The 12823-nt window shown below is 40.0% G+C and carries 15 protein-coding genes; 5 read left to right on the top strand and 10 right to left on the bottom strand.

Going from position 1 to position 12823, the window contains the following annotated elements:
- The first annotated feature begins 13 nt into the window (after window positions 1-13).
- From H9565_RS07620 to H9565_RS07605, 4 genes are all read left to right on the top strand, one after another.
- Entirely contained in the window at window positions 14-520 is a 507-nt protein-coding gene (locus H9565_RS07620; protein WP_215438614.1) for a DinB family protein, read from the top strand.
- Window positions 521-529: 9 nt separating this feature from the next.
- On the top strand, window positions 530-739 hold the full coding sequence (locus tag H9565_RS07615; RefSeq protein WP_215438613.1) for a hypothetical protein: 210 nt from the start codon (window positions 530-532) through the stop codon (window positions 737-739).
- 73 nt (window positions 740-812) lie between these two features.
- Window positions 813-2174 carry an oxygen-independent coproporphyrinogen III oxidase gene (gene hemN, locus H9565_RS07610; protein WP_215438612.1) on the top strand — a complete coding sequence of 454 codons (1362 nt, stop codon included), beginning with the start codon at window positions 813-815 and terminating at the stop codon, window positions 2172-2174.
- Between the two features lie 31 nt (window positions 2175-2205).
- Window positions 2206-3027: a universal stress protein gene (locus H9565_RS07605; protein ID WP_215438611.1), complete on the top strand. Its 822-nt coding sequence runs from the start codon at window positions 2206-2208 to the stop codon at window positions 3025-3027.
- A gap of 63 nt (window positions 3028-3090) precedes the next feature.
- Here H9565_RS07605 and H9565_RS07600 read toward each other — a convergent pair whose 3' ends face one another.
- Window positions 3091-4482, bottom strand: coding sequence for a Gfo/Idh/MocA family protein (locus tag H9565_RS07600; protein WP_215438610.1), 1392 nt, complete (start codon window positions 4480-4482; stop codon window positions 3091-3093).
- 234 nt (window positions 4483-4716) lie between these two features.
- Here H9565_RS07600 and H9565_RS07595 point away from each other — a divergent pair, with 234 nt between their 5' ends.
- Window positions 4717-5187: a pyridoxamine 5'-phosphate oxidase family protein gene (locus H9565_RS07595; RefSeq protein ID WP_215438609.1), complete on the top strand. Its 471-nt coding sequence runs from the start codon at window positions 4717-4719 to the stop codon at window positions 5185-5187.
- Here H9565_RS07595 and H9565_RS07590 read toward each other — a convergent pair.
- The 9 genes from H9565_RS07590 to H9565_RS07550 all read right to left on the bottom strand — a co-directional run bounded on the left by H9565_RS07590 (window position 5184) and on the right by H9565_RS07550 (window position 12820).
- Window positions 5184-5585 (bottom strand): group III truncated hemoglobin, encoded by a 402-nt coding sequence (locus tag H9565_RS07590; RefSeq protein ID WP_215438608.1) that lies wholly within the window; start codon window positions 5583-5585, stop codon window positions 5184-5186. The two genes, H9565_RS07595 and H9565_RS07590, sit on opposite strands and share 4 nt — an antisense overlap.
- A 24-nt stretch (window positions 5586-5609) precedes the next feature.
- Window positions 5610-6878, bottom strand: coding sequence for an acetyl-CoA hydrolase/transferase family protein (locus H9565_RS07585; protein ID WP_215438607.1), 1269 nt, complete (start codon window positions 6876-6878; stop codon window positions 5610-5612).
- 139 nt (window positions 6879-7017) lie between these two features.
- Entirely contained in the window at window positions 7018-8472 is a 1455-nt protein-coding gene (locus tag H9565_RS07580; protein ID WP_215438606.1) for a vanadium-dependent haloperoxidase, read from the bottom strand.
- 66 nt (window positions 8473-8538) lie between these two features.
- Window positions 8539-9027 carry a GTP-binding protein gene (locus tag H9565_RS07575; RefSeq protein ID WP_215438605.1) on the bottom strand — a complete coding sequence of 163 codons (489 nt, stop codon included), beginning with the start codon at window positions 9025-9027 and terminating at the stop codon, window positions 8539-8541.
- Between the two features lie 27 nt (window positions 9028-9054).
- Window positions 9055-9759 carry a sulfite exporter TauE/SafE family protein gene (locus tag H9565_RS07570; RefSeq protein ID WP_215438604.1) on the bottom strand — a complete coding sequence of 235 codons (705 nt, stop codon included), beginning with the start codon at window positions 9757-9759 and terminating at the stop codon, window positions 9055-9057.
- Window positions 9760-9766: 7 nt separating this feature from the next.
- Complete coding sequence (locus tag H9565_RS07565; RefSeq protein ID WP_215438603.1) at window positions 9767-10213, bottom strand: FixH family protein; 447 nt, start codon at window positions 10211-10213, stop codon at window positions 9767-9769.
- 17 nt (window positions 10214-10230) lie between these two features.
- Window positions 10231-11649 (bottom strand): cytochrome c oxidase accessory protein CcoG, encoded by a 1419-nt coding sequence (gene ccoG / locus H9565_RS07560; protein ID WP_215438602.1) that lies wholly within the window; start codon window positions 11647-11649, stop codon window positions 10231-10233.
- 47 nt (window positions 11650-11696) lie between these two features.
- Complete coding sequence (locus H9565_RS07555) at window positions 11697-12632, bottom strand: cbb3-type cytochrome c oxidase N-terminal domain-containing protein (RefSeq protein ID WP_215438601.1); 936 nt, start codon at window positions 12630-12632, stop codon at window positions 11697-11699.
- The gene (locus H9565_RS07550) at window positions 12629-12820 is read right to left on the bottom strand and encodes a CcoQ/FixQ family Cbb3-type cytochrome c oxidase assembly chaperone (RefSeq protein WP_215438600.1); all 192 of its coding nucleotides are present in this window, start codon (window positions 12818-12820) and stop codon (window positions 12629-12631) included. Before H9565_RS07550 ends, H9565_RS07555 begins: the two co-directional genes overlap by 4 nt.
- Between the last annotated feature and the right edge of the window lie 3 nt (window positions 12821-12823).

The raw sequence follows: 12823 nt of genomic DNA, 5'->3' as shown, positions 1-12823 counted from the left end.
AAAAATGTAAATTATGAACACAGCAATTTCTCCTAACGAACAAGTAGCACAAGTAATTCTTCCTGCCGAACTATTGGCCCATTGGCAAGGGCATAGAGCTTTGACCAGAAAGGTAATTGAAGCTTTTCCAGAGAAAGATTATTTTGATTTCTCCATTGGCGGTATGCGCCCGTTTTCAAAAATGGTTGATGAACTGTTAAGCATTGCGGGGCCAGGTATTCAGGAAATTGTGACAGGTAAGGCGGTGCCTTTTACGGAAGAGGTAGCTCACGGAAACAGTAAAAGCAAGGTGTTGGAGCTTTGGGATAAAACTACAGAAGAAATCAATGCCAACTGGTCTAAGATAGGAATTGAAAAATTTCAGGAGACCATTAAATTGTTTGGGGAGTATGAGGGTACTATCATTTCAACTATTCAATATTTTATAGATAATGAAATACACCACAGAGGTCAGGGGTATGTGTATTTACGGGCCTTGGGTATTGAGCCACCCATGTTTTATGATAGATCGGAAGCTTAAATCTTGGGTATGACTGTTCTAGTTTTTAAAACAACTGTAGGAAAACGAAAGGAAATAAGGTATTTAAAGCCCTTTTTAAATCGTATGGTAGAACCCGAAGGTAGATGGAATTTTGACTTGGAGGATTGTGACAATATCCTCCGGGTCGAAACCTGTCAGCATTCCTCTAAGGTAGCGTCACTGTTACAAGAGCAAGGTTTTGCCTGTGAGGAGCTATAATCTCGGCACCTGATAAATATCATATTTTAAGTATTGTAACTGGACTAAGTTTGTATCAAACAAGATATAATTTATGTGCAGTTTAGTTCAGAAGTATAACGTTGCCGGACCTAGATATACCAGTTACCCCACTGTTCCATACTGGAATATGGATAATTTTTCGGTTAAGAAATGGAAATCCAGTTTAATCCAAAGTTTTGAAGAAAGCAATGCAGAAGAAGGCATAAGTTTATATATACATTTACCGTTTTGCGAAAGCATGTGCACGTTTTGTGGCTGCCACAAGCGTATTACACAGAGACATGAGGTAGAGGAACCGTACATCCGGTCCGTATTAAAGGAATGGAAACTGTATTGTGACCTATTCTCGGAACGGCCAATTATAAAAGAACTGCATTTGGGAGGCGGTACACCTACTTTTTTCTCTCCTGAGCACCTAAAAAACTTGATCAAAGGTATTTTTAGCCTAGCCAAAAGAGCCCAAGACTATGAGTTTAGTTTTGAGGGGCACCCCAATAATACAACTAAAGAACATTTACAGGCGCTATATGATGTTGGTTTTAGGCGCGTAAGTTTTGGCGTTCAGGATTACAATATAAAAGTACAGCAAGCCATACACCGTATACAACCGTTTGCCAACGTAAAAAATGTTACGGAGTGGACTAGGCAGATTGGCTACACATCCATAGGTCATGATATTATTTTTGGCCTTCCCTTTCAAAAAGAGGAACATGTAAAGGAAACTATTTTGCGCACAAAAGAATTACGACCAGACCGTTTGGCTTTTTATAGCTACGCACATGTGCCTTGGTTAAAAGGAAATGGCCAAAGAGGTTATAAGGATGCCGATTTGCCAACGGCCGAAGAGAAACGCCAACAGTACGAGACCGGTAAGGCCCTGTTAGCAGAAGTCGGTTATCATGAAATTGGTATGGACCACTTTGCTCTTTCAACAGATTCACTTTACAAATCCATGGAATCCGGTAGTTTACACAGAAATTTTATGGGGTATACCGCATCTAAGACCCAAGCCATGATTGGTTTGGGAGCTTCGAGCATTAGTGATAGTTGGTACGGTTTTGCCCAGAACGTAAAAGGTATTGAAGAATACCAACATTTGGTTGAAAATGGAGTTATTCCAGTTTATAGAGGTCATATCTTAACGGATGAAGATCGCGTAATTAGGAAGCATATCCTAAATTTAATGTGCGGTTTTAAAACCTCATGGGGTTTGTTCAGTCAACGTTTTGAAAGGATAGATGAGGTGGTGAAAAGGCTGCGTGTTATGGAAGAGGATAAATTGGTAAATATAGGTTGCTCAGGTATAGAGGTAACCGAAAAAGGACGCCCTTTCATCAGGAATATATGTATGGCGTTTGATGTGCTGTTACATAAAAAAGAGCCCCAAAGAAGATTGTTTTCTATGACCGTTTAATGTTGCCCTAATCGTTAAAAATAGATATACCATGAAAAAAATAATTGTACCCTTAGATTTCTCCCAACAGTCAGAATATGCCCTAAAAGTGGCGGTATCATTAGCCAAAAAACACGGCTCCGAAATTTTGGCACTGCATATGTTGGAACTTAACCAGGCCATGATAACTTCTACGGAGGGATTTCACCCTGAGCAAACTGTTTTTCTAATAAAATTGGCCGAGAAAAGATTTAACGAATTTCTTAATAAACCTTATTTAAAAGGCCTAAAGGTTACCCCCATAATTAAACATTACAAAGTGTTTAGTGAGGTGAATGAAATTGCTGCGGATCATAATGCAGAACTTATTGTTATGGGTTCTCACGGCACGGATGGTCTAGAAGAAATTTTTATTGGTTCCAATGCTGAAAAAGTCGTGCGAAATGCTGATATTCCCGTATTGGTTATCAAAAATGAGATTACGGATTTTACTATTAACCGTTTTGTCTTCGCATCCGACTTTAAGGAGGAAAGTATTGCAGGTTTTGAAAAGGCAAAAGCTTTTGCAACTATGCTTAACGCAGAACTGGATTTAGTGTATATTAATACGCCAGGCGATAATTTTATGAGTTCCAATGATATTTATACGCGTATAAATAACTTTATTGGTAAGGTAAACCAAGCGTTGCAAGTGGAAATATATAATGATTATAGTGTAGAGCGCGGTGTTCTAAACTACAGTAAAAATAATAGTGCCGATGCCATTGGTATTTCTACCCATGGCCGTAAAGGCTTGGCCCATTTCTTTATGGGAAGTATTGGCGAAGATGTTGTAAACCACTCTAATATTCCGGTGGTGACCTTTAAAATATAGATGCACTTAAACTACGCAACTATGGGCGGTACGTTTTATACGGGCCGCCCTTTTTATTGTAGCCTATTTTAATTTCATTTCTGTAGGATTCCATTGTACAGGCTCCTTTTTGTAATAACTTTCGTTGGCCAGTAACGCTGCTCCGGCGGCCCGTAATCCAAACGTTGGGTCTTGTATGACTTTTCCTTTCTCTCTTATGGCGGTAAAGAAATTATAGAAATGGTCGTGATGGCCACCTTTGTAATCTTTTGGTGCTTGCCATTTGGTAGTTCCGGTTTCTAAAGCGGAGGCTCTGGTCTCCAGATTTTGCTGGGCATATCCGTTTTTGATTTGTTCTTGCATAGCTTCGGGAAAAGAAATAAGAGAGTAACCACCGGGAACCAGACTAAGTTTAGAGCGTTTTAGGGAAACGGAATTTTGGCCGATTTCCATTTCTCCTTCGGTGCCAATTAATTTAAAACCGCTACCACCACCGCTTCCGGCAATGAAGTTGATACGAAACGCAGCGTTGAAAGCGGAATGGGTTTCAGTTTTTGGATAATCGTAAAGCGTAATGCTAACATCAGGCACATCCCTGCCGTCTTTCCAGTATCGTAATCCTCCTGTAGCCATGGCTCGGTTAGGACCGTGGGAATCGATTACGTGGTTCAAAGTGGAAAAGGCATGAACAAAGAGGTCACCTGCAACACCGGTTCCGTAATCTCTGTAATTTCTCCATCTAAAGAATCGTTTGGGCTCAAAAGGAACTTTGGGGGCTTTCCCAAGAAATGTGTCAAAATCAACATTCCTTTTGCTGGCGTTTGGTGGAATAGGGTATTGCCAAGCACCTTCCGCTGAATAACGGTCATTGTAGAAGTCCAACATTACAATATCGCCAATGGCACCTTCCTTGTACAATTGCTTGGCTTTTTCATTTCCTAAGGATGACATTCCTTGGCTACCTACTTGACATATTTTCCCGGATGCTTTCTGGGCAGAAATAATAGCTTGACCTTCTTCCCACTGCTGGACCATAGGCTTTTCACAATAAACGTGTTTACCGGCCTGTAGGGCATCTATCACTATTTTCTGGTGCCAATGGTCAGGAGTGGCGATGATAACGGCATCAATATCTTTTCTATTTAAAATTTCTCTATAATCCCGGGTCGTAAAAATTGCTTCGCCCCACAATTCTTTGGCCCTTTCCAGTCTACTGGTGTAGAGGTCGCATGCGGCAACCAGTTTTACACCGGAAACGGTAAGTGCCGCTTGGGTATCAAAAATGCCTTGGATTCCGGTTCCGATCAGGGCAAGGTTTATTTGGTCGTTAGATGTGAATACACTGGTTTCATATGCACGTTGCATTAGGAAGCTTTCATCTTTAAATGCCGATAAAATAAATGGGGCAGAGGTTACTGCAGCAGAACCTAAAGCGGCTTTTTTAAGAAAATATCTTCGTGAGGAATTTTGTTTCATGTTTTGAGGACGATTACTGATTAGGTGGTTTGGAAGTGTAATTTAGACAATTGTTATCGCTACTGCAAATCATGGATATTGCCAAAATGAGCATTCTAGGCGTATGTGGTTTTATATATAAGAGCTATTAAAACGGATTACTTTCCGTAAACTGATAATTATCATAGCATTCCATTTGCAAACTTGTTATATTTACTAGTAAGAAACAGTTATGGCAATCAAAACAAAACAGTTATGGCAAAATTAGTTAGTGAAATGAAACAGGATGATTGCATGCAATTTTTAAGTAATCATTGTATAGGTCATTTGGCCTATGTGGCAGGTAGGAGTCCGCATATTGTTCCGGTCACCTATTTTTATGATAGGGAAAATAAATGTTTGATAAGTTACTCAGGGGAGGGCCATAAAATTGAATCTATGCGTAACTATTCTCAAGTGGCATTACAAGTTGATGATATTGAGGCCTTTCATAATTGGCGTTCCGTAAAGGTTAATGGTACGTTTGAAGAATTAAAAGGACCTACGGCCAAAAAATACCTTCACACCTTTGCCAATGGTGTGCACGAGCTTCTAAATAGAAATGAAGAAACTAAGGTGGATTTTATTGGCGATTTTTCAAGTAAAATTGAATCCAAGGAAGCACCTGTAGTGTATTGCATCCATATTTCGGATATAGTAGGTAAATATAGAAACGAAACCACTTAAGCGTTTGGTTTTGTCTGCCGGTGCTGATACATCTGCATGAAGAGCATGGTGCTCATTTTTTGAGCTCTGTTTTTGGCAATCCAAGCTCTTTCTCCTTCAAAAAGCTCATCTAAGGTGGCAAACCAATGATTCAACCAAATACCGAAGTGTTCGGAAGTTATTGTACCATGGGTTTTATCATCTACTTCTTGATGGGCGGTAACGGGGTTGCCATTGTATTTGCGCTGCAGAAAAAGTTGGGTTTCCCAGAAGTCGGTCAAAAGCTTTAGGTGCGCTTCCCAATCAGAAATGATTCCATTAAAAATAGGGCCAAGGGTTTCATCTTCCCGTATTTTTCCATAGAAGGTTTCAACAAGTAGCTTTACATCGTCTCTGCTTTTAATTTCCTTTTTTCCCATTACATCAAAAATACACTATTAGGCTTAGTTCTTAAAGCGTTCGTAAGTGGCCTGCTCAAGTTCTTGTCTAAAGTCAGGATGGGCTATGGCAATTAAAGCTTTGGCTCTTTCTTTTAGGTTTTTTCCAAAAAGATGCGCTACGCCATACTCTGTTACCACATAATGAACATGTGCTCTTGTTGTAGTTACCCCGGCTCCTTGTTTTAAGAAGGGGGTTATTTTAGAGATACCTTTTGCAGTAAGCGATGGCATGGCAAAAATTGGTTTTCCTCCTTTTGAAAGTGATGCACCACGGATAAAGTCCATTTGCCCTCCCACACCGGAATACTGTCTGCTGCCAATGGTATCGGCACAAATTTGACCTGTAAGGTCTATTTCAATAGCACTATTAATTGCCGTTACTTTTGGATTTTTTCTTATAATGGAGGTGTCATTGGTATAGGCAGCTTCCTTAAAGTGTACCGAAGGATTGTCATCCACAAAATCATATAATTTCTGTGACCCTACGGCAAAGCAGGTAACAATTTTTCCGGTTTTTATCTGTTTGTCCTCCCCTGTTACTACTCCCTGTTCTATTAAAGGCAGTATCCCGTCTGAGAACATTTCGGTATGGATACCTAGCCGTTTATGGTTGCCTAAATTGTTCAATACTGCGTTAGGTATGCTTCCAATACCCATTTGTAAGGTGGCACCATCTTCTATCAGTTCGGCTACGTTTTTGCCTATCTGGGCTTCAACGGGAGATATGGATAGGATATCATGTACATGTATAGGGCAATCTACCTCTATGGCACAGTCAATATTATTAATGTGAATGATGCCATCCCCATGGGTTCTGGGTACGGAAGGGTTAATCTGTGCGATTACTTTTTTCGCCATTTGAATTGCCGGCAGTGTAACATCCACGGAAACACCAAGTGAGCAATATCCATGTTTGTCAGGAGGAGAAACTTGTACCACGGCTACATCTATAGGTAAGATGCCTTGTCTAAATAAAAGATGGATTTCACTTAAGAAAATAGGGATATAATCCCCCAAGTTACTATTGACCATGTTCCTAATATTACTGCCCACAAAACAGCTATTCATTCTAAAGCTTTTGTTATAAGGTGCTCGAGAATATTTGGCATCGCCTTCGGTATGAATGGATATAATTTCTACATCTTTCAACTCTTCATACCTGTCGCATAAGGCATCTATAAGAACATTAGGGGTCATTGCGGCCCCTTGAAAAAATACACGGTCTCCGGATTTTACGGATGCTGCGGCCTCGGCTTTGGAAACAATTTTCATAACAATCTATTTTGTCAAGCAAATATCTATACTAAAGGTTCTTTAAAACATGAACAATATCATATTTTGGCTAGTGCCATTAAAAAAAATGGGAACCCTTTAGGATTCCCATTTTTGCTTATTGTACAAATTATTTTACTTAATTGCCTAAATGCTTGTTGTAAAACTTCCATGCTTGAGAAGCTACATCCCGTCCTAGTTCTAGACCAGCTATATTATCGGCTTGAATATGATACCCGCCCATTACGCGTGAGATACCCGCCATGTTTGCGGTTTCGGTAAATGTTGGAAAGTGTATGGTAACCGGTTTCCCAAAATGGACTGAATCCAGTTCGGTTAGGGAACCAGGAATAAGTTCTACGGATTCCCCAAAATGTTCATCGCCTGTAAAAAGGCGAAGCGCCTCGGCACAACCACCACTAATAGTACTGTGTCCCGAAGTGTAACTAGGGAAAGGTGGGCATAGAAAAATATCTGGCGAGTAAGGTCTCCATTCCTGTCCTTTCATTTCAACTATTCCCTTACCGGGTCCACCCCAAGCTTTAATGGTTTGGTCTTTGTAATACTCGTGAACTAAGGCATACGGTCTGGCGTAATCATAGAACATTTTTGAATCCCACGAAGCTATAAAAGCGTCCATAGCCGTAATTTCCGTAAGGAAATACATTTTTACATCTTGATCTAAAGTATGGTTGTCACGACGAGAAACGTCTTGGGCAAACTTAAGCCAATGACCGGCTTGCTGAACGGACTGCGGTCCGTCTCTCATAAATTCAACCAACGCAATTTCTTCATCCGAAAGATTGGCTTGTAGGTCTACCACTTCCTTAACTTCTTTCTTTAATTGTTCGGAGCCAACCATTGGGGGAGGCCCCGGTCTAAATTGATCCGCTGAGGTTAAGGTAATTGGGGTTACCTTTTGCCAGTAAGGGGTAAGGCAACCTGGGGCATATTGCCCTCCTTTTCCATCGGAGAAATACTTGGGTTGCCAACGGTTAATATCCGTATTTTCATCTGCGGTGTTCACAGGATTGTAGTTGGTATAATCAAAATAGGGTTCTCCGTTAGAGCCTGCAACCTCTCCATATTGATTACTACCATCATTTTTTCTAGCTTCAATAGTGGCCTTTGCGGCCAAATTTCCAACCCCTTCGGGAGTGTTTGGGTCCATTGAAGTATTATCTGGGTCAAGCCCTAAGTCAACCATAAATTTCCGGAACATTTCCGTATCTGAATAGTAGTATTCCTTCATGGCTCCAAAGGCGGCATAGCTAATGGCAATCTCTTTGTTTTTTAGATTTTGCTCACCTGCGGGCCTACGGTCTACGCCTTTCAGATAAACAGGTATGGCGTTTTTGTCATATCTAGACCACGCATCAAAAATAGAAACGAAAATGAGACCTAGGTAACGGGAAGTTATGGTGGGCCTGGGTTTAAATTTTTCGGTGTCCGAAGCAGTTGCATCCAATGCCATTTTACCCCACTTATAGGCTATGTTTTTCGTTCCTCTTGGTTCTTCTTGATTTTTTTGGGCGAATGCTACGCCGGAGTATAATAACCCTACGGTAAGGGTTAGCATTAAAATACGTTTCATTTGGTTGATTGTTAGGTTGTTGTTAACTTTCAAATATAAGGAAGGCCTTAAAATCTCAAAAATTTATCACGTAAGAACTTTCGTCATAAAGGCATATAATTCTTTCATTTGGGGTTTTCCTTTTTGTTTGCCGCCCCTTCCGAAAAAATATAGAGCGAACCATATCACTATCAATGTTATCATTAATCCTAACTGTAAATGATAAGGTTTGTTTAAAGCGGAGCTGGAATAGGCCCAAATTCCCAAAATGATGAATAAACAGGCTATTATAAAATGTACGAACATAAAGAAGGTCCATAAGGTTGGGTTTGGGCCAAAAACACCGTAGATACGACAATTGGTTTCATCTAATTCATCTATCTGTAAATGAAGTTGAGGCGACCAAAAATGATTGTTTTTAGTATCAAATTTGATAAAAACATGTTCGTCAAGCTTTTTAACTAGAAAAGGAGGGTATGCGGCGGTCTCAAATTTTTGGAGAACCAACTCTTTGGTTTCGTTCACATCCAATTGAAACCTTGGGCGAAGTATAATTTCGTTGGGTAGCGGTTTCATAAGAGAATAGTTTTATGGCCGTGGCCCTTAATTATGGCATTCTATAGCACTTGAGGCTAATTGAGTTACAGGTGCAGGGGATACGTATGGAATACCCAGCCCAAGACCTCTAAGGATAAAAAGTAAACCTATGACCACTACAAAAACGGGAATAGCCTTTTGTACTTTTTGGCGTACGCTTCCTTTTAGTAAACCACTAAAATAGATTGCCGTTGTCATAAGAGGAATAGTTCCTAGTCCAAATAACATCATGTAAAGACCACCTTGTAAAGCGTTGCCCATGGCAATTGCTCCAAAAAGTGCCATATAGACTAGACCACAAGGTAAAAATCCGTTTAAGAATCCAATAGTCACAAAGGTATCTGCCGATTTTTTCTTCAGTTCTTTTCCAAGTTGGTTCTTAACCTTTGATATGACTTTGTAAATGGGTTTGGATAAATTGTATTTATTGAATGTTTTATAGGGAATCAATACAACCAAAATCATTAAAACACCTATGGCAATAGAGAGTTTCTGTTGGGCGCCAAAAATGGACAGACCTTTTCCAACAAGCCCAAAAACAAGTCCTATGATGGCATAGGCCATAAGCCTACCAAAATGATAAATAAAGATCTGGCCGAGTTTTTTGAAGTTGTTGGTTCTATCTACAGGAAGCATAAAGGCAATGGGCCCGCACATGCCTACGCAGTGCAAACTTCCCATAAGTCCTAATATGAGTGCAGATAGGATCATATGCTTCTTAAAAAGTTATGCTTTCTTTGTATTGAAAATCCTTTCCTTGGTGTTTCCAAGTAACTTTTATATCCCAACGACCATCCAACAAGCGTTTGTCAGGTATGAGCAAATGTGAATTGGACAGACTAATGGGTAAGTCAAAATCCAAGTGCTTATTGGACGGTCTGTAAAGGGATACAATACCGGATACCGTTGTGTTTGAATATGTTTTGGGAAAAATCACCAACAATCCGTCGGCGGTTTTTTCCAATTGAATTTGTTCATGGGAGTCAATGGCATTTTGCTCCGCATCTATTTCTTTCTGATAACCAAGTTCCGCTTTATAATACTCTTCAGTTACCAAATCATGATTGGCATCATGGCTGGTAGTCATCTTGACCACAAAAAACATGATAAAACTGATAAATGCGATGATAGCTATGACAATACCTGTACCCCAATTTATTTTCATGATTTTTTATTTACGTTCTATTTGTAACTACGTGGCGCCAAAAAACGGGCCGTGGTAGTTTCTATTAATTTGTCTTTACTGTACACCCCAATTTTTAGGTTGTTCTTGTCTCCGCTTAAAGCGGATGAATTAATTTCTATGAACAAGGTACCTTCTGCCAAAGCTTCTGGTTGTACGTCAAAATTTTCGTGGCGCACCAGTTTAATTTCCCCTTTTGGAGATATCAATTTAAAGTGAACATCTTCAACCGCCTTGGTGGTTTTATTCAACAATTTATAGGTGTACACATTACTGATAATATTACCTTCCTTATGTTCGTAAAGCTGCCCCGGTAATCTTAGAATATTGGCTTCAAGGTCATTTCTTAAGAACATCATACCAATTAGTACTCCGGTTAATATGACCAATACCGCCGTATACCCCTTTAAGCGAGGCGTAAACTTGAACTTTTCTTTTTTGGTTATTTCGTCTTCGCTGGCATAACGGATTAAACCTTTTGGAAGGTTTACTTTTTCCATAATGGTATCGCACTCATCTATACAAGCAGTGCAATTCACACACTCCAACTGTGTTCCGTTTCTAATGTCAATCCCGGTTGGGCAAACATTTACACATTGAAAGCAGTCTATACAATCACCATGACCTAGCGCTTCACGGTCCTCGTTCTTACGCCATTTCTTCCTGCCGTTTTCGGCCTCTCCACGTTTATGGTCATACGCCACAACAATAGACTTGTTATCTAAAAGGACCCCTTGCATGCGGCCATAAGGACACGCAATAATACACACCTGTTCTCTGAACCAAGCAAAGACAAAATAAAATACCGCAGTAAAAATCAGTAGCGAAACCATGGTACTTATATGCTGCCCTGGTCCGTCCGTAATGTATTGTATCAATCTGTCGCTACCGATTAAATAGGCAAGAAACACGTTGGCTATTATAAATGATATGATAAAGAAAATGAACCATTTTAATACCCGTTTCCGAATTTTTTCGGCATTCCACTCTTGTCTATCCAATCGCATTTGGGCACCGCGGTCACCATCTATCCAATATTCTATCCTACGGAAGACCATTTCCATAAAGATGGTCTGTGGACACATCCATCCGCAGAAAATACGACCAAAAGCAACGGTAAATAAGGCAATGAAAACCACCCCAATGATCATAGAGATAACGAAAAGGTGAAAATCTTGCGGATAAAAAGGAAAACCAAAGATGTTGAAACGTCTTTCCAACACGTTGAACATTAAAAACTGATTGCCGTTTATTTTTATAAAAGGCGATAAAATCAGAAATGCAAGGAGCACGTAGCTGACATATTTACGGTATTTGTAAAATTTGCCCCTAGGTTTTTTGGGATATACCCATGCCCTTTTCCCATCTTCTTTGATGGTGCCAATTGAATCTCTAAAATTATCTTGGTCTTGTGCCATTTTTTTTTCGCTTTATCAGCTAACAGGGCATATGAACCCTGCATTAATCAGTTTACGGAAACCGAAGCAGAATCTACCTCTACTTCTGGTGCAGCTTGTTCGGGCGCATTGGGGTCTAGCCAAACATCACCTTCGGGAGCTTTTGGGTTTGCCGGAGTGGTACCTTCAAAACTTAGTACATAACTTGCTACCTGTGCAATCTCTGCAGGTTTTAAGTTTTGTTTCCATGCAATCATACCTTTGCCATCACGACCACCTTCGGATATGGTATGGAATACGTTTTTGATGCCTCCGCCAAGAATCCAGTTTTGATCCGTAAGGTTGGGACCAATACCACCGCCACCATCGATCATATGGCAGGCTACACAATTGCTTTCAAAAATAGTTTGACCAGCCTTTAGGTCTCCTGCATCTGTGAGTAGTTCAACGGTATTGGCGTCAACAAGATCTTTTGCATTTTTCTTATACTCCTCTATTTCTAATTGGGCTGCGGCAACTTCTTGCTCATACTCTTGATCCTGATCATAGTCATTGAACACATGAAAACGGGCCATGTACACTACGGCAAAAACAATGGAAGCATAGAAAAGATACACCCACCAAGGAGGTAAGTTGTTATCTAGTTCCCGTATACCGTCATAGTTGTGGTCTAGTATAATTTCGCCTTCTTTTTCAATTGGCTTGGAACCCAACATTTTTTGGTAGACTCTTTGTCCCCATTCCCACTCAAAGGTTTTATTCTTGGCCGCTAAATAACGTTCTTGTCCTTCTTTTGAAAGTGTTTGGAACATTACATTTTCAATGGCTCTGGTAATTACCGCAATTGCGATAAGCAAAAACAGGATAAAAACCAGGAACACCTGTACCATAGGGTATTTTATAAAGGCCGGCATTTCACCGGAATCAACGAAAAACTCCGTTAACCCGAATATTAAAAAGAATATGAGCGGTATCTTGATCCACCATGTAGATGTATTTTTCATAGGTCTAGGTTTTGTTGGTTATCTTCTTCTAAAGGCAATTCGCTAACTTCCTTTATATATGATTTTGAGGCTGTAATTACCCACCAGAACAGCAATGTGAAGAACACAAAAAAGATGAGTAATGATATCATGGGGTAGGTTGCTACACCATCTATAGTTTCCATGTAACCTTTTACAAATTTGAACATGAT

Origin of the sequence: Zobellia russellii, from assembly GCF_018728565.1 — a bacterium.
GTDB classification, from domain to species: domain Bacteria; phylum Bacteroidota; class Bacteroidia; order Flavobacteriales; family Flavobacteriaceae; genus Zobellia; species Zobellia russellii.
The sequence above is the reverse complement of the archived record's forward strand: the minus strand, read 5'-3'. Positions and strand labels throughout refer to the sequence as shown.

What these genes read in the sequence shown, in the direction of transcription:
- H9565_RS07575 (WP_215438605.1), bottom strand. Translation starts at nt 9,027, where the DNA reads ATGAAACCGCTACCCAACGAAATTATACTTCGCCCAAGGTTTCAATTG.
- H9565_RS07595 (WP_215438609.1), top strand. Translation starts at nt 4,717, where the DNA reads ATGGCAAAATTAGTTAGTGAAATGAAACAGGATGATTGCATGCAATTT.
- H9565_RS07565 (WP_215438603.1), bottom strand. Translation starts at nt 10,213, where the DNA reads ATGAAAATAAATTGGGGTACAGGTATTGTCATAGCTATCATCGCATTT.
- H9565_RS07550 (WP_215438600.1), bottom strand. Translation starts at nt 12,820, where the DNA reads ATGTTCAAATTTGTAAAAGGTTACATGGAAACTATAGATGGTGTAGCA.
- H9565_RS07590 (WP_215438608.1), bottom strand. Translation starts at nt 5,585, where the DNA reads ATGGGAAAAAAGGAAATTAAAAGCAGAGACGATGTAAAGCTACTTGTT.
- H9565_RS07570 (WP_215438604.1), bottom strand. Translation starts at nt 9,759, where the DNA reads ATGATCCTATCTGCACTCATATTAGGACTTATGGGAAGTTTGCACTGC.
- H9565_RS07600 (WP_215438610.1), bottom strand. Translation starts at nt 4,482, where the DNA reads ATGAAACAAAATTCCTCACGAAGATATTTTCTTAAAAAAGCCGCTTTA.
- H9565_RS07620 (WP_215438614.1), top strand. Translation starts at nt 14, where the DNA reads ATGAACACAGCAATTTCTCCTAACGAACAAGTAGCACAAGTAATTCTT.
- ccoG (WP_215438602.1), bottom strand. Translation starts at nt 11,649, where the DNA reads ATGGCACAAGACCAAGATAATTTTAGAGATTCAATTGGCACCATCAAA.
- hemN (WP_215438612.1), top strand. Translation starts at nt 813, where the DNA reads ATGTGCAGTTTAGTTCAGAAGTATAACGTTGCCGGACCTAGATATACC.
- H9565_RS07585 (WP_215438607.1), bottom strand. Translation starts at nt 6,878, where the DNA reads ATGAAAATTGTTTCCAAAGCCGAGGCCGCAGCATCCGTAAAATCCGGA.
- H9565_RS07555 (WP_215438601.1), bottom strand. Translation starts at nt 12,632, where the DNA reads ATGAAAAATACATCTACATGGTGGATCAAGATACCGCTCATATTCTTT.
- H9565_RS07580 (WP_215438606.1), bottom strand. Translation starts at nt 8,472, where the DNA reads ATGAAACGTATTTTAATGCTAACCCTTACCGTAGGGTTATTATACTCC.
- H9565_RS07615 (WP_215438613.1), top strand. Translation starts at nt 530, where the DNA reads ATGACTGTTCTAGTTTTTAAAACAACTGTAGGAAAACGAAAGGAAATA.
- H9565_RS07605 (WP_215438611.1), top strand. Translation starts at nt 2,206, where the DNA reads ATGAAAAAAATAATTGTACCCTTAGATTTCTCCCAACAGTCAGAATAT.